Raw genomic sequence first — 20,430 nt, 5'->3', positions numbered from 1 at the left:
CCCATGGTAGGTCACCGGTTGACGGGGTATCAGTCGGAGAGTGGTCCGAACTGGACGCCACGCGCTGCCAGTTCAGCTTCGCCACCGTCGGGTGCGGTGAGCACCCACAGGCCGTCGCGGGTGATCGCCACCGTGTGCTCCCAGTGGGCGCCGCGGGAGCCGTCGCGGCTGACCACGGTCCAGTCGTCCTCGCAGACCGAGGTCTGGTGCAGCCCTCGGGTGAGCATGGGTTCAATGGCCAGGGCCATGCCGACGTCCAGCTTGGGGCTCGGGCCCCGCTTGTGGAAGTTGGGGACGTCCGGGTCCATGTGCATCGACGAGCCGATCCCGTGGCCCGTGTACTCCCGAAGCGTCCCATAGCGGCGGGGTTGGGCCTTCACGAACTCGTCGATGGCGCGCGAGACGTGACTCACGCGGCCGCCGGCCTTCGCCTGGGAGATGCCCGCCCACAGCGCACCGCGCGTGGCCTCCGAGAGCGCTTCGTCGGCGGGGTCAGCCTCACCGATGATGAACGTTGCGGCAGCATCGCCGTGCCAGCCCTGGATGATGGCGCCGAAGTCCACGGAGACGACGTCGCCCTCGGCCAGCACTCGCGAGCCGGGGACCCCGTGCACCAGTTCCTCGTTGACCGAGATGCAGGCCACACCCGCGAACCCGACGCCGTACTCGGCGCCGTAGTTCAAGAAGTTCGAGGTGGCGTTGTTGCGGGCCAGGACTTCACGTCCGACCGCGTCCACCTCCAGGGTGGTCATGCCGGGTGATGCTGCGTCCTGCATGGCCTGCAGCCCTTCCGCCACCACAAGTCCGGCACGGCGCATCAGTTTGAGTTGGTCGTCGGTCTTGATCTCGATCCGCATGCTCCCCATCACTTCCCGGTGTGCTTGTCGACTCCGGCGAACATGCGTTCCCGCACCTCGTCAACCGTGCCGGTACCGTCCACGTCCACCAGGATCCCCTGGCGTTCGTAGTGGAACAGCAGCGGCGCCGTCTGTCCGGCGTAGACCTCCATCCGGCGACGGATGGTGTCCTCGTTGTCGTCGGCGCGGCCCTCGATGCGGGCACGCTCCAGCAGACGATCCACCAGTGCGTCAGGATTGACCTGCAGCGACACGACCGCGTCGAGCTGACGGGACGTGGCACTGAGGTGTTCGTCAAGAAAGTGGACCTGATGCATGGTGCGCGGAAACCCGTCGAGCAGGAAACCCTGGGCACAGTCCGGCTGAGCCAGGCGATCGGCCACGATGGCCTCCGTCAAGTCGTCCGACACGTACTCGCCGGCCTCGATGATGGCCTTGACCTGCACGCCCAGATCAGTGCCCTGCTGGATGTTGGAGCGGAAGATGTCACCCGTCGAGACGGCCGGGATCCCGTACCGCTCGGCCAGGGCCGTGGCCTGGGTTCCCTTGCCTGCGCCCGGTGCACCCATGATCAGCAGTCTCACCGCAGGAAGCCCTCATAGTTGCGCTGCTGGAGCTGGCTCTCGATCCGCTTCACGGTGTCCAGTGCCACACCCACGATGATGAGGATCGACGTACCGCCGAAGGGGAAGTTCTCGTTGGCACCCACGCCCACGAACGCCAGGGTGGGCGCGAGGGCGATGATGGCGAGGTACAGCGACCCGGGCGCCGTCAGGCGCGACAAGACGTAGGACAGGTAGCGCTCGGTGGGCTTGCCGGCACGGATGCCGGGGATGAACCCGCCGTACTTCTTCATGTTGTCCGACACCTCCTCCGGGTTGAAGGTGATGGAGACGTAGAAGTAGGTGAAGAAGATGATGAGGAAGAACTGGGCCACCGAGGACCAGACGCCGTTGTTCGCGAAGTTCTGCGCAATCCAGATGGACACGGCGCTTTCGGGACGGAACTGGGCGTACAGGATGGGCAGGTACAGGATCGACGTGGCGAAGATGACGGGGATGACGCCCGCCTGGTTCACCTTGAGCGGGATGTAGGTGGTGGATCCACCGACGAGGCGACGACCCACCATGCGCTTGGCGTACTGGACGGGAATCCGGCGCTGGCCCTGCTCCACGAAGACGATGCCGAGCATCACGAGCAGGCCGATGGCGATGACGCCGAAGAACAGGAACCAACCGGTGGCGCCGGGGCTCGACTGCTTGATGGCCCACAGACCGGCGGGGAAGCTGGCGGCGATCTGCGTGAAGATCATGACGGACATGCCGTTGCCGATGCCGCGTTCGGTGATGAGCTCACCCAGCCACATGATCACGACGGTGCCGGCCGTCATGGTCAGCACCATCGTGACCAGGGGCAGCAGCTCGTCGGTGTTGAGGATGCCCGTGCAGCCCTGGAAGAGCTGGCCGGTACGGGCCAGCGTGATGAACGCCGTCGAGTTCAGGACGGCGAGGACCAGGGTGAGGTAACGGGTGTACTGCGTGATCTTCGCCGTGCCGGTCGCGCCCTCCTTCTTGAGGGCCTCCAGCTTCGGGATCACCACGGTGAGCAGCTGCAGGATGATCGACGCGGTGATGTAGGGCATGATGCCCAGCGCGAAGATCGACAGTTTGAGCAGCGCACCACCGGAGAAGAGGTTGATCATCGTGTAGATGCCAGCCTGCGCCCCCTCGGTGGCGAGCGTCGCGCACTGGTTGATCCGTGAGATGTTCACGTTCGGGGTCGGGATCGTCGATCCAAGGCGGAACAGTGCGAGAACACCCAGGGTGAAGAGGATCTTCTTGCGCAGGTCCGGCGTCTTGAATGCGTTTGCGAAGGCGGAGAACATCCGGCCCCACTTTCTCCTACGGAGTCAACAAAGGAAGGCGTTGCCAATCAAGGCAACCCGCGCAGCCTATCAAGCGCGGCACGGAGGACCCAACCGGGAGCCGCGCGTGATCATGTGGCCGCACGAGGGCAGTGGGGACAAACGATGTCCACCATGCCGAGGAACAGATGTGGCCGGCACCCGTGAGGGCACCGGCCACAATGGTTCAGCTGGTTCAGGCAGCGAGCTCTGTGAGCGTGCCGCCGGCCTCTTCGAGCTTCGCCTTGGCGGAAGCGGAGAAGGCATGGGCGGTGATGTTCAACGCCACGGAGATGTCGCCGTTGCCGAGCACCTTGACGAGGGAGCCGTCGCGCACTGCGCCGGCCTCGATGAGATCCTCAACGGTGATGGTGCCGCCCTGGGGGAACAGTTCCCCGAGGCGACCCACGTTGACGACCTGGAACTCGACGCGGAACGGGTTCTTGAACCCCTTCAGCTTCGGGACCCTCATGTGCATGGGCATCTGGCCACCCTCGAAGGCTGCGGGAACGTTCTTGCGAGCGCCCGTACCCTTCGTACCGCGACCAGCGGTCTTACCCCTCTTGCCACCTTCACCGCGACCCACACGGGTCTTGGCGGTCTTGGCTCCGGGGGCGGGACGCAGGTGATGAATTTTCAGTGCCATGGTTACTTGACCTCTTCCACGGTGACAAGGTGGGCGACGGCCTTGATCATGCCGAGCACCTCGGGACGATCCTCACGCACGACGGATGCACCGACGCGCCTGAGACCGAGGGTGCGCAACGTGTCACGCTGGTTCTGCTTGCCGCCGACCCCCGACTTGAACTGGGTGATCTTCAACTCAGCCATCAGGAAGTTGCCCCTTCCTTGAGTGCACGAAGCAGAGCCGCCGGGGCGACGTCTTCCACGGGAAGTCCACGACGGCGCGCAATGGCGTCGGGCATCTCGAGCTGCTTCAGCGCGTCCACGGTGGCGTGCACGACGTTGATCGCGTTGGCGGAGCCAAGCGACTTCGACAGCACGTCGCCGATGCCTGCGCACTCAAGCACCGCGCGAACGGAGCCCCCGGCGATGACACCGGTACCGGGAGATGCGGGACGCAGCAGCACAACGCCGCCTGCCTTCTCACCCTGTACGTGGTGCGTGATGGTCTTCTGGACCATGGGGACGCGGAAGAAGTGCTTCTTCGCCTCCTCGACACCCTTGGCGATTGCCGCGGGCACCTCCTTGGCCTTGCCGTACCCCACGCCGACCATGCCTTCGCCGTCGCCCACGACGACGAGCGCCGTGAAGCTGAAGCGGCGACCGCCCTGGACGACCTTGGCCACGCGGTTGATGGCAACCACGCGCTCGAGGTACTGGTTCTTCTCTTCTTGGCGAGCCTGGCCACGACGATCGTCACGGCCACGACGCTCACCGCCTGCACGGCCTGCGCCGCGCTGCTGGGTTTCACTCATCGTGTTGCCCTTCCTTTCGTCGTTTGTTAGAAGTCCAGACCAGCTTCGCGCGCCGCGTCAGCGAGCGCCGCGATGCGGCCGTGGTACTTGTTGCCGGCACGGTCGAAGACGACCTGGTCAATTCCTGCAGCCTTGGCACGCTCCGCGATCAAGGAGCCAACCTGACGGGCCTTGCCCGACTTGTCGGCCTGTACTGCGCGAAGGTCGGCCTCCATGGTGGAGGCAGACACCAGCGTGCGGCCCTGGACGTCGTCGATGACCTGGACGAACAGATGCCGCGTGGAACGGGTGACGACCAGACGGGGGCGCATGGCCGAACCGTTGATCTTCTTGCGGGCGCGGAGCTGGCGGCGAGCCCGCGACGCGCTCTTGGGTGCGAGACCCTTGCGAGCCCCCAGCGAGATAGCCATTACTTACCAGCCTTTCCGGCCTTGCGGCGGACCTGCTCGCCCGCGTAGCGGACACCCTTGCCCTTGTAGGGCTCAGGCTTGCGGAGCTTGCGGATGTTGGCCGCAGTCTCCCCGACCAACTGCTTGTCGATACCAGCGACCGAAAGACGGGTCGGCGACTCGACGGTGAACGTGACACCCTCGGGAGCGTTGATGATCACCGGGTGCGAGAAACCGAGAGCGAACTCGAGCTGCTTCGGACCCTTGGAGATCACACGGTAACCAACGCCGACGATCTCGAGCTTCTTTTCGTAGCCCTCGGTGACACCGACGACCATGTTGGACACGAGCGTGCGGGTCAGGCCGTGGAGCGAGCGGTTCTGACGCTCGTCGTTGGGCCGGGAAACCTGTACTTCGCCATCTTCGTTCTTGGTGACGGTGAGGGGCTCAGCGACGGTGAGCGTCAGGAGGCCCTTGGGGCCCTTGACGTCGACCTGCTGGCCATTGAGTGTGACCTCGACCCCGGACGGAACCGTGATCGGGAGCCTGCCAATGCGTGACATTTATCTATTCTCCTTCTCAGTTGGTCCGGGTCACCAGACGTAGGCGAGGACTTCGCCGCCCACGGACTTGGCGTTGGCCTGCTTGTCAGTCAGCAGACCGTGCGAGGTGGAGATGATGGCAACACCGAGACCGCCAAGCACCTTGGGCAGCGAGTTCGCCTTGGCGTACACGCGGAGCCCCGGCTTGCTGATGCGGCGAAGGCCGGCGATGGAACGCTCGCGCGATTCGCCGTACTTCAGTGTGAGCGTGAGGGTCTTGCCGACCTGGCCTTCAACATCTGCCAGTTCGAAGCTCTGGATGTAGCCCTGAGCCTTCAGGATCTCCGCGATGCCCACCTTGATCTTGGACGACGGCATGGCCGTCGTTTCCAGGTACGCCTGATTGGCGTTGCGCAGACGCGTGAGCATGTCTGCAATCGGGTCAGTCATTGTCATGGCTGTTGAGCCTCTTTCTCGCGTCGGTTTCCTTGTTCAGGACCTGACGCGCGTTTGTTCAAAGTTGGGGAGTTCGAGGTCACCAGGACGACTTGGTGATGCCGGGCAGCTCGCCGGCGTGTGCCAGCTCGCGCAGGCAGATGCGGCACACACCAAACTTGCGGTACACCGACCTGGGCCGACCGCAACGCGTGCAACGGGAGTAGGCGCGCACACCGAACTTGGGCTTGCGGGCCTGCTTGACCTTGAGTGCTGTCTTTGCCATTACTCAGCTCACTTCTTCTTCTTGGCGTAGAACGCCGGACCGCGCTTGGCCTTGGCCTTCTTCGGGTCATCAACAGCCTTGAACGGGAAGCCCAGGTGCTTCAGCAGCGCCTTGCCCTCCACGTCGTTGGCAGCCGAGGTGACGAACGTGATGTCCATACCGCGCACACGATCGATCTTGTCCTGGTCGATCTCGAGGAACATGACCTGCTCGTTGAGACCGAAGGTGTAGTTGCCATTGCCGTCGAACTGGCGGCCGTTGAGCCCGCGGAAGTCGCGGATTCGGGGCAGTGCCAGGGTCAGCAGACGGTCCGCGAACTCCCACATGCGGTCGCCGCGCAGCGTGACGTGGCAGCCGATGGGCTGGAACTCACGGAGCTTGAACTGGGCGATCGACTTGCGGGCCTTCGTCACGGACGGCTTCTGGCCGGTGATGGCGGTGAGGTCGCGGACGGCGCCGTCGATGATCTTGGAGTCGCGAGCTGCCTCGCCGACACCCATGTTCACGACGATCTTCACGAGCCCGGGGATCTGCATGACGTTGTCGTAGTTGAACTCGTCCTGCAGTGCCTGAGTGATCTCGGCGCGGTAGCGCTGCTTGAGGCGCGGGATGTCGCCGGTTTCCACGTGGGTGGTCTCCACTGTCTCGGTGCTCATCAGATCTCCTTCCCGGTCTTGCGGGCGACACGCTGCGAGCGGAACGCCTTGTACTCGGTGCCGTCGGCACGCTTCTTCATGACCTCGACGCGCTCGAAGCCGACGCGGGTCACCACGTCAGCGCCGTCGACCTTGGTGACGAGCTGCACGTTGGAAACGTGGATGGGGGCCTCGGCGGTGATGATGCCGCCCTCGATGCGACGGCCGCCGGCGCCCTGGGACTCGCGGCGGTGACGCTTCATGAGGTTCACGCCCTCGACGATGACGCGCTCCTGCTCGATGAACACGGCGATGATCTCACCGATCGTGCCCTTGTCCTTGCCTGCGATGACCTTGACGCGGTCACCCTTCTTCACGCGAAGACCTGCCATGTCAGATCACCTCCGGTGCGAGCGAGACGATGCGCATGTACTTCTTCTCACGCAGTTCACGGGCCACCGGGCCGAAGATGCGGGTGCCGCGGGGCTCCCCGTCGGTCTTCAGGATGACGGCGGCGTTCTCGTCAAACTTGATGTAGGACCCGTCGGCACGGCGACGTTCCTTGGTACTACGCACAATGACGGCCTTGACGATGTCACCCTTTTTGACGTTGCCGCCGGGGATCGCGTCCTTGACCGTGGCGACGATGGTGTCACCGAGAAAGGCGTAGCGACGCTTCGAGCCACCGAGAACACGGATGCACAAGATTTCCTTGGCACCAGTGTTGTCGGCGACTTTAAGCCGCGACTCCTGCTGGATCATTTGTTCTCCTTCGTCCGGCTGGTTCCCTTGTCAGGCCTGAACCGGAACTTCGATGGTCCCCCTGGATTTTGCCAGGAGGCGCCCAGGGCCCAGAGGCCGCGGGGTTCTGCTGTCCGGGAAAGGTCCCCACGCACACAAAGCACGCGGGCACAGACCCAGAACAACTTTGCAAGCGTATAGCACGTCATGCGCCAGCGTGAAATCGTCGCCCAGTGAGCGTCTCCCATCAGTGCACCAGCGAGCCACCAACGGCCCCTCGGAACCTTCCTGAAGCCCCCGCGGGTCCACGCACGACAACAGCCCGCCTCCCCCGAGGGGAAGACGGGCCGTTGTGGCGTGCAGCGAGTGCCTACTTGGCGCGCTCGATGACCTCGATGAGGCGCCAACGCTTCGTGGCGGACAGCGGACGGGTCTCCATGACGCGGACACGGTCGCCGGTGAGGGCGGAGTTCTCCTCGTCGTGGGCCTTCAGCCGCGTCGACTTCGTCATGACCTTGCCGTAGAGCGGGTGCTTCACCCGATCCTCGACGAGGACGACGATGGTCTTGTCCATCTTGTCGGACACAACGACGCCCTGCAGCACCTTGCGGCGACCGCGATCCTCGCCCTGGGGCTCGGCCAACGTCTGGTCAGTGGTTTCTTCGCTCATGTTCACTTCTCCTCAACCGCGGGCTCGTCAACGATGCCGAGGTTGCGCTCCTGCAGCACGGTGTAGATGCGGGCAATGTCCTTACGGACGGCGCGCAGCCGACCGTGGGTCTCCAGCTGACCCGTGGCCGCCTGGAAACGGAGGCCGAAGAGTTCTTCCTTCAGTTCGACCACCTTGGCGTTGAGCTGGTCACGTGACAGGCCACGCAGCTCGTGGGCGGAAACGACCTTGCTCATCAGATTTCACCTGCTTCGCGCTTGATGAAGCGTGCCTTGAAGGGCAGCTTGTGGATAGCGAGACGCAATGCCTCGCGGGCAATGTCCTCCGGCACACCGGAGAGCTCGAACAACACGCGTCCGGGCTTGATGTTGGCGATCCACCACTCGGGAGAACCCTTACCGGAACCCATGCGGGTTTCGGCAGGCTTCTTCGTGAGCGGGCGGTCCGGGTACACGTTGATCCAGACCTTGCCGCCACGCTTGATGTGACGGGTCATGGCAATACGTGCAGCCTCAATCTGACGGTTCGTCAGGTAGGAGGACTCCAGCGCCTGGATGCCGTATTCACCGAAGGCGAGCTTGGTGCCGCCCTTGGCCATGCCCGTGCGATCGGGGCGATGTTGCTTACGGAACTTGACGCGACGAGGAATCAGCATGACTAGGCTCCTGCGTTCTCGGTTGCGGGAGCAGCCTCAGCCGGAGCCTGGGCTGCATCGGTGCGACGGCGTCCGCCACCGCGCTCGGGACGATCCCCACGACCCTCCCCGCGTGCCGGACGACGGCCCGGACGCTGGCGGCCACCTGGGGCAGCGTTGCGTGCGGCCTTCTGGGCAGCGCGCTCCGCACGGGTTCCGGTCACGTCACCCTTGTAGATCCACACCTTCACGCCAATACGGCCGAATGTGGTGCGGGCCTCGAAGAAGCCGTAGTCGATGTCGGCACGCAGGGTGTGCAGGGGCACGCGGCCCTCGCGGTAACCCTCGGAGCGCGACATCTCGGCGCCGCCAAGACGGCCGGAGCACTTGATCTTGATGCCCTGTGCGCCGGAACGCATGGCTGTCTGCTGCGCCTTGCGCATGGCGCGACGGAACGCGACGCGAGCGCCGAGCTGCTCCGCAACACCCTGGGCAACCAGCTGTGCATCGATCTCGGGGTTCTTGACCTCGAGAATGTTCAGCTGCACCTGCTTGCCGGAAATCTTCTCCAGCTCGGTGCGCACGCGCTCCGCCTCGGCGCCGTTACGGCCGATGACGATGCCCGGACGCGCAGCGTGCAGGAAGATGGTGATTCGCTCGGAGCGGCGCTCAAGCTCGATGGAGCTGATGCCAGCCCGCTCGAGGTTCTTGGTCAGCCACTGGCGGATCTTGACATCCTCTGCCACGTACTCCGCATACTGCTTCTCGGCGTACCAGCGCGTGGTGTGGTCGGTGGTGATCCCGAGGCGGAAGCCAATCGGGTTGATCTTTTGGCCCATTGTCAGGCTCCCTTCTGCACACGGGGTTCGACGACCACGGTGATGTGGGCGCCACGCTTCAGGATCTGGCTTGCGGAACCCTTGGCGCGAGGGCGAATGCGCTTGAGCGTCACACCCTCGTCGACGAACGCCTGGGAGATGTACAGGTCAGCGCTGCGCAAGTCCTCGGTGTCCTCGGCATTGGCGACAGCAGAGGCCACCACCTTGTAGACGGGCTCGGAAGCTGCCTGGGGGGCGAACTTCAGGGCGACAAGCGCCTCGCCCACGGGCATGCCGCGGACAAGATCGATGACGCGACGGACCTTGGTCGAGCTCATCCGGACGTGCCGCGCGATGGCGTACGAGCCAGGACGATCCCCGAGCAGGGCCTCTCGACGACGGCTGTTGCCGTTCTCGTTGCTCATTGGTTAATCCTCATCCTTTTCTGCTCGCCTCAGCGGCGGCGGGCCTTCTTGTCGTCCTTCACGTGACCCCGGAAGGTACGTGTGGGGGCGAACTCGCCCAGCTTGTGTCCGATCATCGCCTCGGTGACGAAGACAGGGATGTGCTTGCGACCATCGTGGACCGCGAGCGTGTGCCCGAGCATGTCCGGAATGATCATCGAGCGGCGCGACCAGGTCTTGATCACGTTCTTGGTGCCCTTTTCGTTCTGCACGTCCACCTTTTTTTGGAGGTGGTCGTCGACGAAGGGGCCCTTCTTAAGACTGCGTGGCATGTTCTCTCAGGCTCCCTATCAGCGCTTCTTGCCGGACTTGCGACGGCGGACGATGAGACGGCTGCTCGCCTTGTTCTTGTCGCGAGTACGTCCCTCCTTCTTGCCCCATGGAGACACGGGGTGACGTCCACCGGACGTCTTGCCCTCGCCACCACCGTGAGGGTGGTCGACCGGGTTCATGACGACACCGCGGACGGTCGGGCGAATGCCCTTCCAGCGGTTGCGGCCGGCCTTGCCCCAGTTGATGTTGGACTGTTCGGCGTTGCCGACAGAACCAATGGTTGCGCGGCAGCGGATGTCCACCAGACGCATTTCGCCCGAGGGCATGCGCAGGGTGGCGTACTTGCCTTCGCGGGCAACCAGCTGGATCGATGCGCCAGCAGAGCGGCCCATCTTGGCGCCGCCACCGGGGCGGAGCTCAACGGCGTGCACCGTGGTGCCCACCGGGATCTGGCGAAGCTCCAGGTTGTTGCCGGGCTTGATGTCCGAGCCGAGGCCAGCAGAGATGACAGTGCCCTGCGTCAGGTTGTTCGGCGCAATGATGTAGCGCTTCTCACCGTCGGCGTAGTGGAGCAGTGCGATGCGGGCGGTGCGGTTCGGGTCGTACTCAATATGAGCGACCTTGGCCGGCACGCCGTCCTTGTCGTAGCGCTTGAAGTCGATCAGGCGGTAGGCCTGCTTGTGTCCGCCACCGATGTGGCGCGTGGTGATGCGCCCGGTGTTGTTGCGGCCACCGGTCTTCGGCTTGGCAACGAGGAGCGACTTCTCGGGGGTGGAACGAGTGAGTTCGACGAAGTCGGACACGCTAGAGCCACGACGGCCCGGCGTTGTCGGCTTGTACTTGCGAATACCCATGAGGTTATTTCAGTCCTTTGCTTCTCGACGCCGTCAGTCGCCCTGGCCGGCAAAGATGTCGATGCGATCGCCGTCAGCGACGGTCACGATGGCACGCTTGGTGTTGGCCTTCTTGCCGATGCCGAAGCGCGTGCGACGGGTCTTGCCCTCACGGTTGAGGGTGTTGACCGAGGTGACCTTGACCTTGAAGATCGCCTCAATGGCAATCTTGATCTCAGTCTTGTTCGCGTCGGGCGAGACAACGAACGTGTACTTGCCCTCGTCGAGGAGGTTGTAGCTCTTCTCGCTGACGACGGGGCGCAGGATCACGTCGCGGTGGTCGCGAATCTTGAAGTTGTTCACTTCGAGTCCTCCTCGTTCTCGGCGGCCAGTTGAGCGGCCTCCGACTCGGTGGCGACAACTTCAACACCGAAGGAACCGTGGCCACCGACGAAGGTGTCCAGTGCTGCGGAGGTGAAGATGACCGCGTCGTTGACGAGCACGTCGTATGTGTTCAGCTGGTCGACGGCAAGCGCATGAACCTGGGGGACGTTGCGGAGGCTGAGCCACGCGATGTCCTCGTAGCGGTCCAGCACGACAAGAACCTTGTTCAGGTCTGCGATGGTCGACAGCGTGGCGAGAGCAGCCTTGGTGGAGGGGGTCTCCCCCGTCACGATCTCGGAGATGATGTGGACCTGGCCGTCGCGGGCCCTGTCGGAGAGCGCACCACGGAGGGCGGCTGCAATCATCTTCTTGGGCGTGCGCTGCGAGTAGTCACGCGGCTGCGGGCCGTGGGAGATGCCACCGCCAACCCAGATGGGTGAACGGGTGGAGCCGTGACGGGCACGACCGGTGCCCTTCTGGCGCCATGGCTTCTTGCCACCACCACGGACCATTGCGCGGGTCTTCGTGGCGTGGGTGCCCTGGCGTGCAGCTGCGAGCTGCGCCGTGACGACCTGGTGGATCAGCGGAACGTTGGTCTGGACGTCGAACATCTCCGAGGGGAGTTCGGCCTGACCGGTCTTCTTGCCCTGGGCGTCGATGACGTCGACGACACGTGCGTCACTCATGAGAGCACACCCTTCTTTGCTGCGCTGCGCACGACGACGAGCGACCCGTTGTTGCCGGGCACTGCACCGCGGACCAGCAGAAGGCCGCGGTCAGCGTCGACGGCGTGGATGATGAGATTCTGCACCGTCACCTTCTCGTTGCCCATGCGACCTGCCATGCGCATGCCCTTGAACACGCGACCGGGGGTGGCGCAGCCGCCGATGGATCCCGGAGAGCGGTGCTTGCGGTGCACACCGTGCGAGGCGCGCAGACCGTGGAAGCCGTGGCGCTTCATGACGCCGGCGGTGCCCTTGCCCTTGCTGGTGCCGGTGACGTCGACCACGTCGCCGTCGGCGAAGGTCTCAGCCGTCAGCTCCTGGCCGAGCGTGTACTCGGTGGCGTTGGCGGTGCGCAGCTCCAGCAGGTGCTTGCGCGGGGTGACGTCAGCCTTGGCGAAGTGTCCAGCCGCAGGCTGGGTGACCTTCTTGGCCTTGATCGCACCGAAACCGAGCTGGACGGCGTTGTAGCCGTCGATCTCGGGCGTGCGGACCTGTGTGACAACACACGGGCCGGCCTGGATGACGGTGACGGGGACCACCTTGTTGTTGTCGTCCCACAGCTGGGTCATGCCGAGCTTGGTGCCCAGGATGCCCTTGACGATTCTCTGGTTCATGATGGTCAATTCCCTCACGGAAGCTTGATCTCGATGTCGACACCAGCCGGCAGGTCGAGGCGCATCAGCGAGTCAACCGTCTTCGGGGTGGGGTCGAGGATGTCGATGAGGCGCTTGTGCGTCCGCATCTCGAAATGCTCGCGGCTGTCCTTGTACTTGTGGGGCGAACGGATGACGCAGTACACGTTCTTCTCCGTCGGCAGCGGCACAGGCCCGGCCACCTTCGCACCCGTACGGGTCACGGTGTCGACGATTTTGCGCGCCGAGCTGTCGATGACCTCATGGTCATATGCCCGCAGCCTGATGCGGATCTTTTGTCCCGCCACAGTTTGTCCTCACTCTTCGTCCCTATGGCTATCTTCGGTCGTGCCAGCAATAGGGCTGGCAACCCTGGTTGCTCCGACCCCCGAGGTCGGGAGTGTCGTGTCAGTTCCCTTGCGCGAATCCCGATTTTCCGAGGGATTTCTCCCTGCGGAATGCCATGATTCGCGCTGTGCAATCTGCTCGACCCCGTCTGAGGTGGCGGCCCACACGCGACGCTTGGACTCGAAAGTCGGCGTCCACGACGGACCAGCCCCCTGCGGAGCAACCTGCTTATTCTTGCATGCCCTCCCCTCGACGCCAAATCAGCTTCACCGACCCGGTCGACACCCGGCACAGCGCCCTCGCAGGCGCCGCGCCGACCCCCCTCACTCCGCCGTGAAGCGGAGCGACCACTGCGCGGCGCGGGGCCGCAACTGGTACTCAGGCCGGACGTCCGGTCCACACGAACGCGATCCAAGGCCGTGCACGGCGGCATCGATGAGCAGGTGGGTTGCCGTGGATGTCGGCAACTCATGGGGATGGGCCGCGGCGGCAACCTCGTGCGCGCTGTGGGCACGCAACTGGAACCCGGGGCGTTCCCCGTTCACCTCATCGGCCCGCAGCAGCAGGGGTAGGTCCGGGAGGGACAGCTCGCGCAGCCCCCCGCGGTGGCCGCTCTCCTGCGGCACCGCATAGTTGACCACCAGGTCCTCGACGTCGCCACCGAAACGACCCACCACGGCGGCCTGCTTGGAGTCCGGGTAGCTCTCATTCGGCCCGGTGCCGAACCACTCCACGTGCCCGAGGCCGGTGGGCAACAGGAAATGCAGCCCGATCCTCGGCCACGTGCCCTTCCAGCCCCTCGACGGCTGGGCGTCGGCTGACAGCACCAGCTCCCCGTCACGCATCTGCCAGAAGAGCTCCAGGAGGACCGACTGCTGGCTGGCCGCCGGCGCGAACCGGTGAAGCACGCGCACGCCGTCCTGCCGGACGTCAACCGCCAGCACCCGCCGCTGCAGGCGGTCGAGACCGGCCTCGCGCCACTGATCGGCAGAGGAGGGCCCCGGCGCCCCGGCACCACGGCTCGCGGCGGGTTCCACGTCGACGTACGACGGGAAGTCCCCGAGTACGTCGTTCTCGGTGGGTGCGCGCCACAGGTCCAGACGCGGCCCCTCCAGTGCCACCTCCCGCAGGGACGTGAGATCTCCCGTGCGGGCATCGAACACGGCCGGGCCCAGCGTGATGCGTCCGCTCCCGCCGATGGCAGGGGCCTCCCCTGCAGGCTTCGCCGTCCGCGACTCCACCACGGTGTGGGTCTGGACCTGGGCGAAGGCCACGACGTGGCCCCTCTTCGCCCACGCCGTGTCCCGCGCCAGTTCGGCGCGCACCGTCCGCCACGCCTGCCCCGCCTCCGGCTGGGCCGCATCGGGCAGTTCGACGATGCCGCTGTCCCCCGCCGGCCCGACAGGCAGCAGGTCCACCTCGACCTCCGAGACCACGCGGCCGTCGTGCTCGTCGACGACGACGAAACGCAGGTCCGTGGTGTCCCCGTCGTGGCGACGGTTCTCCACGAGCATGGCGTTCTCCCACACGTCGAGCTTGATGGGCGAGGCGACCGCGGCGAACTCGGCAAGCATGGGCGTGGGGGTGCCGTCGGAGAGCACCATGCCGTCGCAGACGAAGCTGCCGTCGTGCACCTGCTCGCCGAAGTCGCCACCATAGGCGTTGAACTCCTGGCCCCCTGAGGTGGTGTGCCGCAGGCCATGGTCGCGCCACTCCCAGACAAAGCCGCCGTGCCACTGAGGCAGTGTGTCGAAGGCCTCCTCGTACACGCTGAGGCCGCCGGCCCCGTTGCCCATGGCGTGCGCGTACTCGCACAGGATCATGGGACGCCCCGCCAGGACTGCGTTGCGGCCTGGGGCGCCCTCCTCGGGCGCGCCCGTCCCCTGCGACATGTCGGCCATCTCCTCCACCGTGGCGTACATGCGCGACACCAGGTCGGTGTGGGTGCCGTCGTGGTCCGGCTCGTAGTGCACCGGCCGCTCAGGGTCGCGTCGGTTCAGCCACGCGGCCATGGCCGCTGAGTTGGAGCCGGTCCCCGCCTCGTTGCCCAGCGACCAGCAGATCACCGACGCATGGTTCTTGTCCCGCTCGAAGAAACGCTCGACCCGGTCCAGGAGCGCGTCGCGCCAGCGGACGTCGTCGGTGGGGTTGGACTGCCAGTCGTCGAACACGAAACCGTGGGTTTCGAGGTCGCACTCGTCGATCACCCAGAAACCCAGCTCGTCGGTCAGCTCCAGGAACTCGGGATGGGGCGGGTAGTGAGCGGTGCGCACCGCGTTGATGTTGTGCTGCTTCATGAGCAGCAGGCCCTCGCGGGCCTTCTCCCTGTCGAAGACGCGACCGTGGTCGGGGTCGAACTCGTGCCGGTTCACTCCCCGGATGCGGAGCTTGGTGCCGTTGACGAGCCACTCATGGCCCACGATCTCCACGCGGCGAAAGCCCACCCGGAGCGTGCGGGTCTCCGCGGCGTTGGTGACCTCCGCCTCGTACAGGGTGGGCCGGTCGGCGCTCCACGGGTCGACCTCGCCCACGGGCAGCGCCTCCACCTCCTCGGGTGATGCATAGGTGGCCGCGACCCCCAGTCCTGGCAGTGCGACGGTGATGGGGAACGCGGCGGCGTCCGCCACCAGCTCGGGAATCAGTAGTCCTTCACCCGTCTCGGGGTCGAAGTCGGCGCGCAACCACACGTCGTCGATGCCGGCTGCGGGGCGCGCGAGCAGTTCCACCTCCCGGAAGACACCCGGCAACCACCACTGGTCCTGATCCTCCAGGTAGCTGTGCGCGGACCACTGGTGCACGCGCAGGTGCATCACGTTGGTGCCGGGCTGCAGCTGCGCCGTCACGTCCAGCTCCTGGGCGAGCCGACTCCCGCGGACCACGCCCACGCGGATGCCGTTCAGCGACGCGATGCAGAGCGATTCGACGCCACCGAAGCGCAGGAACACGCGGCCGCCGTCGGGCACGAAACCCTCCGGCAGCTCGAACGTGAGGCGGTGGTCGCCCGTCGGGTTCTCATCGGGGACATCCGGTACCTCAACGGGGAAGGGATACTGCACGTTGGTGTAGGCGGGGCGGCCCCAGTCATCGCGTCCCTGCAGGACCCAGTGGCAGGGCAGGACGATGTCGTCCCAGTCCGCGTCGTCATGATCGACGTCGGAGGCACCCTCGGGCGCAAGGTCAGGCCGGGCGGAGTAGCGGAATCGCCATGTACCGGACAGGTCCATGGATGCCGCATCGGTGGCAATGTGCCCCCGTGGACGGACACGATCGCCGGATCCCGGCGAGAACGACCTGATTTCTTGATACACGATGCACATCCTTGAGACGGGAATTCGTTGGCCGGCGCTGGGCCGTGGCGGCACTACTGTCCCACGGACTCTTCCCAAGCACGGCCTGCTTGGCAAGTCCGGCGTGCCACCACAGGAGCACGTCCGGCGTGCCACACCAGGAGTCCACACGCATTCTCACCGCTCATCGCTCACACTGGCCGAGCCCGATCAAGACATCCGACGACTGAGTCCGTATCCTGTGGTCGTGGAGTACCCCCCTCAATCCCCCACCCCACGTTCCGGAACCCCCACCGGTTGCGTTTCCGAGGATGCACGCGCGCATTTCACCCTCTGGGAACGGATCCCCCCCACCACACCCCTGGGCGACCTCTTCGCCACGTCGCTCCTGGTCATGGCCGACCACGAGGACGACGCCGTGCTCGTGCGATGCAGCCCCGGCGTGGAAGAGGCGACTGCGCAACTGGTCAACGCCAGCGCGTCCCGGCCCAATGCGCTCAACGTCGTGGTGGACGACGCGGAGACGCCGATCGGGGCCCAGTCGAAGTCACTGTTACCGGGCCGGGCAGTCACCGTCGTGGCCATCCCACACGTCACCTGGATGCACCCCGGAGCCGGGCTCCCCTGGCGGATGCCCATCACGATCGTCATCACACTGGCTGCAGTCCTCGGGGTGGCAGTACTGCACCCCCCGCTGAGTGTCGTGGCAGCACTGCCTGTCGCCGCGGTCGTCGCGTTGCTGGCGTGGCTACTGCTGCGACGACGGGAGCCCACACGGATCGAGTTGTCCGGTGGCGGCGGCACCTGCGTCGCGGATGTCGTGCGGACGGCACGCTCACGCATCGTCGCCCAGACGCCCACCGCTCCGGATCTCCATACTTCCGAGGCCGACACAGACGTAGAGTGACGGGCATGAGCACCGAGCAGCAGGAACACGGCAAGGGCGGTGTGTACTCCAGTCAGGGCAAGGAGTTCACACGCGACAGCAACTACATCACCGACCGCATCGTCGAGACGCCGTCCGCGGAGGGTGATCACCCCGTTGAGTCGGGCCGATACCGTCTGGTGGTGGCGCGGGCCTGCCCGTGGGCGCACCGCTCCATCATCGTGCGCGAACTCCTGGGCATCGGGGAGGCCATCTCCATGGGGGTCTGCGGCCCCACCCACGACGCCGACTCGTGGACGTTCGACCTGGACCCCGGCGGGGTCGACCCTGTCCTCGGCATCCCCCGGCTGAAGGACGCCTACGAGAAGCGCTTCCCGGGCTATCCACGCGGCATCACGGTGCCAGCCATCGTCGACATCGCAACGGGCGGGGTGGTCACCAACAACTTCCCCCAGATCACTCTGGACTTCTCCACGCAGTGGCGGCAGTTCCACAAGCCCGGCGCACCGGATCTGTACCCGGAGGAACTGCGTGCCGAGATGGACGAGGTGATGGAGCGGGTCTACACGGAGGTCAACAACGGCGTCTACCGGTGCGGCTTCGCCGGGTCGCAGGAATCCTATGACGCCGCCTACGACCGGCTGTTCACCGCACTGGACTGGCTGGAGGCGCGCCTGGGTGAGCGTCGCTACCTGATGGGCCAGTCGATCACCGAGGCCGACGTGCGATTGTTCACGACGCTCGTGCGCTTCGACGCCGTCTACCACGGCCACTTCAAGTGCAACCGCAACAAGCTCACCGAGATGCCGGTGCTGTGGGCCTACGCCCGCGACCTGTTCCAGACGCCCGGCTTCGGGGACACCGTCGACTTCGAGCAGATCAAGCAGCACTACTACATCGTGCACAAGGACCTGAACCCGCTGCAGATCGTCCCGAAGGGGCCTGATGAGTCCGGCTGGATGACACCGCACGGCCGGGACACGCAGGGCTGACCTGAGCGGACACGCCGCACCCAGCGGGGGATGCGGCGTGTCCCACAGCCACGATCAGAGGGCGGCGCGCAGCGCCTTCAGCCGACGGAGGCTGGAGTCACGTCCCAGGATTTCCATGGACTCGAACAACGGCGGTGACACACGGCTTCCCGTCACCGCGATCCGTGCCGGGGCGAAGGCGAATTTGGGCTTGATACCCATCCCCTCCACGAGCGATGTGCGCAGCGCGGCCTGCAGTGAGTCGTGCTCGAAGGGGTCGAGACCGGACACCACGTCGATGGTGGCGTCCAGCACAGCGGCGGCGTCCTCACGCAGGGACGCGAACGCGTCCGCGGCCACCACGAGGTCCTCGTCGTGGGTGAAGAGAAATTGCAGCTGTGGCACCGCGTCGGCCAGCAACGTCAGACGCTCCTGGATGATGGGCACGGCCGCCCGCAGCATGGCCACGTGCGAAGGGTTGAAGTCGGCGGGCAGCTGCCCGGCATCGATGGCGTGGGCGACGATCCGGTCCGCCAGATCGTCGGCCGTGAGGTTGCGGATGTAGTGGCCGTTCAGCCAGTCGAGCTTCTTGAGGTCGAAAACGGGGCCGACGGTGTTGACCTTGTCCCAGGAGAAGTCCGCGACGAACTCGTCGAACGTGGACACCTCGGCGTCGTCGGACGCCGGCGGGTAGCCCAGCAGCTGCAGGAAGTTGCGGACGGCCTCCGGCAGGTACCCCTGTTCCTTGAACCACAGGAGACGGGCGGCGGGGTTCTTGCGCTTGGAGATCTTGGACTTGTCCGTGTTCCGCAGCAGTGGCATGTGCGCGAACTGCGGCAGGTCGAAGCCCAACCATTCGTGCAGCAGCAGGTGCTTGGGTGTGGAGCTGATCCACTCCTCCCCCCGCACCACGGTGGTGATGCCCATGAGGTGGTCGTCGACGACGACGGCCAGGTGGTAGGTGGGGAATCCGTCGGCCTTGAGGATGACCTGATCGTCAGGGTGCGGTGCGTTGACGGTGCCGCGGATGATGTCGGTGAAGTGTGTGGGGGCGTCGTCGGGCACCAGCATGCGGACCACGGGATGCTCCGCGAACCCGGGCAGTTCGGCCCGCTCCTCACGTGTCCTGCCGTGGCACAGCCGGTCATAGCCGGTGTTCGCCTGCTTGGTACGGGCCTGCTCCTCCCGCACTTCCTTCAGCCGGTCGGCGGAACACCAGCAGTGGTATGCGTGGCCGTCGGCCAGCAGCTTGTCCACGAAGGGTCTGTAGGTCTCCAGCCGCTCCGACTGACGGTAGGGGCCGTGACCGCCACCCTTGTTGGGTCCCTCGTCGGGGCTCAGGCCCAGCCAGTCGAGCGAGTCGAAGATGTTCTGCTCGCTACCCTCCACCAGCCGTGCACGGTCGGTGTCCTCGATGCGCAGGATGAACGAGCCACCCGTCTTGCGGGCCCATGCCAGGTCGAACAGGGCCATGAAGGCGGTACCGACGTGGGGGTCGCCCGTCGGGGACGGCGCGACACGGGTGCGGGCAGGTGTGAGGGAGTCGCTCATAGTGCGCCCAACCCTACCGGTCGTGCAGGGACCGACCTGACGCCCTGGTGCTGGCATCCTTGGGTCATGAACGATGCCCCTGACCCCGACACGTCGTCGCTGCATCGGGCCCGGCGGCTGGCCCGGGAGGCCCTGGAGGGGCGCGTTCCGGGTGCACCCGTGGACGCTGACGGCCTGCCATCGACGCTCCTGCCCCTCCCACCGGGCTCCCCTGCACGGGTGTCCCGAACCATCGCCTGGGTGCTGGACGATCTGATCCGTGTCCCGGGCACGAGGATCCGCTTCGGCGTCGACCCGATCGTGACCCTCATACCCTTCGCGGGCACCGCGGTGGGCGCCGTGATGGGGACGGTGATCCTCGTGGACGCCGTGCGTCTCCGCACCCCCGTCCCTGTCGTGGCGCGCATGGTGGGCAACTACGTGATCGACTGGCTCCTCGGCCTCGTGCCCTTCATCGGCGCCTTCTTCGACGCGGCCTATCGCTCCAACCACAAGAACTTCACGCTTCTGGAGCGCACCATCGCCGACCGGGATCAGGTCCGAAGAAGGACCCTCTGGTACTGGATCGGCATCCTCGCGATGGTTCTCGTCGTCCTGGCCGTGATCGTCGCCGTTCCCGTGGCTCTGCTGCTGTGGCTCGACAGGGCTGTCACGGGCGGCTGAGACATGACCCCGGCGACGTCGCGACGCCGTCGGCCCATCGCCGGGCCATCGTCGTCTGCATGCT

The 20,430-nt window shown here is 65.6% G+C and carries 29 protein-coding genes; 3 read left to right on the top strand and 26 right to left on the bottom strand.

Annotated features, from left to right (window positions below):
* Positions 1-29 precede the first annotated feature (29 nt).
* The 25 genes from map to EAX62_RS13865 all read right to left on the bottom strand — a co-directional run bounded on the left by map (position 30) and on the right by EAX62_RS13865 (position 16,316).
* Positions 30-869: a type I methionyl aminopeptidase gene (map, locus tag EAX62_RS13985; protein ID WP_121902342.1), complete on the bottom strand. Its 840-nt coding sequence runs from the start codon at positions 867-869 to the stop codon at positions 30-32.
* Positions 866-1,441, bottom strand: a complete 576-nt coding sequence (locus tag EAX62_RS13980) for an adenylate kinase (protein WP_121902341.1) — start codon at positions 1,439-1,441, stop codon at positions 866-868. Before EAX62_RS13980 ends, map begins: the two co-directional genes overlap by 4 nt.
* On the bottom strand, positions 1,438-2,742 hold the full coding sequence (secY, locus tag EAX62_RS13975; RefSeq protein WP_121902340.1) for a preprotein translocase subunit SecY: 1,305 nt from the start codon (positions 2,740-2,742) through the stop codon (positions 1,438-1,440). The genes EAX62_RS13980 and secY overlap by 4 nt, the downstream gene beginning before the upstream one ends.
* A gap of 214 nt (positions 2,743-2,956) precedes the next feature.
* Complete coding sequence (rplO, locus tag EAX62_RS13970; RefSeq protein ID WP_121902339.1) at positions 2,957-3,406, bottom strand: 50S ribosomal protein L15; 450 nt, start codon at positions 3,404-3,406, stop codon at positions 2,957-2,959.
* Positions 3,407-3,408: 2 nt separating this feature from the next.
* Positions 3,409-3,591 (bottom strand): 50S ribosomal protein L30, encoded by a 183-nt coding sequence (gene rpmD / locus EAX62_RS13965; RefSeq protein ID WP_121902338.1) that lies wholly within the window; start codon positions 3,589-3,591, stop codon positions 3,409-3,411.
* The gene (rpsE, locus tag EAX62_RS13960) at positions 3,591-4,199 is read right to left on the bottom strand and encodes a 30S ribosomal protein S5 (RefSeq protein WP_121902337.1); all 609 of its coding nucleotides are present in this window, start codon (positions 4,197-4,199) and stop codon (positions 3,591-3,593) included. Before rpsE ends, rpmD begins: the two co-directional genes overlap by 1 nt.
* Positions 4,200-4,225: 26 nt before the next feature.
* Positions 4,226-4,609 carry a 50S ribosomal protein L18 gene (rplR, locus tag EAX62_RS13955; RefSeq protein WP_121902336.1) on the bottom strand — a complete coding sequence of 128 codons (384 nt, stop codon included), beginning with the start codon at positions 4,607-4,609 and terminating at the stop codon, positions 4,226-4,228.
* Positions 4,609-5,151 (bottom strand): 50S ribosomal protein L6, encoded by a 543-nt coding sequence (gene rplF / locus EAX62_RS13950; protein WP_121902335.1) that lies wholly within the window; start codon positions 5,149-5,151, stop codon positions 4,609-4,611. Before rplF ends, rplR begins: the two co-directional genes overlap by 1 nt.
* A 30-nt stretch (positions 5,152-5,181) precedes the next feature.
* Entirely contained in the window at positions 5,182-5,586 is a 405-nt protein-coding gene (gene rpsH, locus EAX62_RS13945; RefSeq protein ID WP_121902334.1) for a 30S ribosomal protein S8, read from the bottom strand.
* 79 nt (positions 5,587-5,665) lie between these two features.
* A complete protein-coding gene (locus EAX62_RS13940; protein ID WP_121902333.1) occupies positions 5,666-5,851 on the bottom strand; it encodes a type Z 30S ribosomal protein S14 in 186 nt (61 codons plus the stop codon).
* Between the two features lie 8 nt (positions 5,852-5,859).
* Positions 5,860-6,507 carry a 50S ribosomal protein L5 gene (gene rplE / locus EAX62_RS13935; protein WP_121902332.1) on the bottom strand — a complete coding sequence of 216 codons (648 nt, stop codon included), beginning with the start codon at positions 6,505-6,507 and terminating at the stop codon, positions 5,860-5,862.
* Complete coding sequence (gene rplX, locus EAX62_RS13930; RefSeq protein WP_121902331.1) at positions 6,507-6,878, bottom strand: 50S ribosomal protein L24; 372 nt, start codon at positions 6,876-6,878, stop codon at positions 6,507-6,509. Before rplX ends, rplE begins: the two co-directional genes overlap by 1 nt.
* Before the next feature lies 1 nt (position 6,879).
* Positions 6,880-7,248, bottom strand: a complete 369-nt coding sequence (gene rplN, locus EAX62_RS13925) for a 50S ribosomal protein L14 (protein ID WP_121902330.1) — start codon at positions 7,246-7,248, stop codon at positions 6,880-6,882.
* A 349-nt stretch (positions 7,249-7,597) separates the two neighbouring features.
* The gene (rpsQ, locus tag EAX62_RS13920; protein WP_121902329.1) at positions 7,598-7,897 is read right to left on the bottom strand and encodes a 30S ribosomal protein S17; all 300 of its coding nucleotides are present in this window, start codon (positions 7,895-7,897) and stop codon (positions 7,598-7,600) included.
* 2 nt (positions 7,898-7,899) lie between these two features.
* Positions 7,900-8,133 (bottom strand): 50S ribosomal protein L29, encoded by a 234-nt coding sequence (gene rpmC / locus EAX62_RS13915; protein WP_121902328.1) that lies wholly within the window; start codon positions 8,131-8,133, stop codon positions 7,900-7,902.
* Positions 8,133-8,552, bottom strand: coding sequence for a 50S ribosomal protein L16 (gene rplP, locus EAX62_RS13910; RefSeq protein WP_121902327.1), 420 nt, complete (start codon positions 8,550-8,552; stop codon positions 8,133-8,135). Before rplP ends, rpmC begins: the two co-directional genes overlap by 1 nt.
* Positions 8,553-8,554: 2 nt before the next feature.
* Entirely contained in the window at positions 8,555-9,370 is an 816-nt protein-coding gene (rpsC, locus tag EAX62_RS13905) for a 30S ribosomal protein S3 (protein ID WP_121902326.1), read from the bottom strand.
* Positions 9,371-9,372: 2 nt separating this feature from the next.
* Positions 9,373-9,774: a 50S ribosomal protein L22 gene (rplV, locus tag EAX62_RS13900; RefSeq protein WP_121902325.1), complete on the bottom strand. Its 402-nt coding sequence runs from the start codon at positions 9,772-9,774 to the stop codon at positions 9,373-9,375.
* A gap of 29 nt (positions 9,775-9,803) precedes the next feature.
* Positions 9,804-10,085 (bottom strand): 30S ribosomal protein S19, encoded by a 282-nt coding sequence (rpsS, locus tag EAX62_RS13895; protein WP_121902324.1) that lies wholly within the window; start codon positions 10,083-10,085, stop codon positions 9,804-9,806.
* Between the two features lie 18 nt (positions 10,086-10,103).
* Entirely contained in the window at positions 10,104-10,940 is an 837-nt protein-coding gene (gene rplB, locus EAX62_RS13890; RefSeq protein WP_121902323.1) for a 50S ribosomal protein L2, read from the bottom strand.
* A 33-nt stretch (positions 10,941-10,973) separates the two neighbouring features.
* Positions 10,974-11,282, bottom strand: coding sequence for a 50S ribosomal protein L23 (rplW, locus tag EAX62_RS13885; protein WP_121902322.1), 309 nt, complete (start codon positions 11,280-11,282; stop codon positions 10,974-10,976).
* Positions 11,279-11,989 carry a 50S ribosomal protein L4 gene (gene rplD / locus EAX62_RS13880; protein WP_121902321.1) on the bottom strand — a complete coding sequence of 237 codons (711 nt, stop codon included), beginning with the start codon at positions 11,987-11,989 and terminating at the stop codon, positions 11,279-11,281. Before rplD ends, rplW begins: the two co-directional genes overlap by 4 nt.
* On the bottom strand, positions 11,986-12,645 hold the full coding sequence (gene rplC, locus EAX62_RS13875; RefSeq protein ID WP_121902499.1) for a 50S ribosomal protein L3: 660 nt from the start codon (positions 12,643-12,645) through the stop codon (positions 11,986-11,988). The genes rplD and rplC overlap by 4 nt, the downstream gene beginning before the upstream one ends.
* A gap of 11 nt (positions 12,646-12,656) precedes the next feature.
* Complete coding sequence (rpsJ, locus tag EAX62_RS13870; protein ID WP_040284687.1) at positions 12,657-12,968, bottom strand: 30S ribosomal protein S10; 312 nt, start codon at positions 12,966-12,968, stop codon at positions 12,657-12,659.
* Positions 12,969-13,331: 363 nt separating this feature from the next.
* On the bottom strand, positions 13,332-16,316 hold the full coding sequence (locus tag EAX62_RS13865; RefSeq protein ID WP_233557970.1) for a glycoside hydrolase family 2 TIM barrel-domain containing protein: 2,985 nt from the start codon (positions 16,314-16,316) through the stop codon (positions 13,332-13,334).
* Between the two features lie 226 nt (positions 16,317-16,542).
* Between EAX62_RS13865 and EAX62_RS13860 the strand changes: the two genes are divergently transcribed.
* Both EAX62_RS13860 and EAX62_RS13855 read left to right on the top strand, forming a co-directional pair.
* On the top strand, positions 16,543-17,202 hold the full coding sequence (locus EAX62_RS13860; protein ID WP_147454109.1) for a hypothetical protein: 660 nt from the start codon (positions 16,543-16,545) through the stop codon (positions 17,200-17,202).
* 5 nt (positions 17,203-17,207) lie between these two features.
* Positions 17,208-18,173 carry a glutathione S-transferase family protein gene (locus EAX62_RS13855; RefSeq protein WP_121902318.1) on the top strand — a complete coding sequence of 322 codons (966 nt, stop codon included), beginning with the start codon at positions 17,208-17,210 and terminating at the stop codon, positions 18,171-18,173.
* A gap of 54 nt (positions 18,174-18,227) precedes the next feature.
* Here EAX62_RS13855 and gltX read toward each other — a convergent pair whose 3' ends face one another.
* Positions 18,228-19,625 (bottom strand): glutamate--tRNA ligase, encoded by a 1,398-nt coding sequence (gltX, locus tag EAX62_RS13850; protein ID WP_233557990.1) that lies wholly within the window; start codon positions 19,623-19,625, stop codon positions 18,228-18,230.
* A gap of 144 nt (positions 19,626-19,769) precedes the next feature.
* Between gltX and EAX62_RS13845 the strand changes: the two genes are divergently transcribed.
* Positions 19,770-20,366 (top strand): DUF4112 domain-containing protein, encoded by a 597-nt coding sequence (locus tag EAX62_RS13845; RefSeq protein ID WP_121902316.1) that lies wholly within the window; start codon positions 19,770-19,772, stop codon positions 20,364-20,366.
* Positions 20,367-20,430: the final 64 nt, after the last annotated feature.

Source organism: Tessaracoccus antarcticus, assembly GCF_003688855.1.
GTDB lineage: Bacteria > Actinomycetota > Actinomycetes > Propionibacteriales > Propionibacteriaceae > Arachnia > Arachnia antarctica.
Note: the sequence above shows the minus strand (reverse complement) of the source record. Positions and strands in the feature narration are given on the sequence as shown.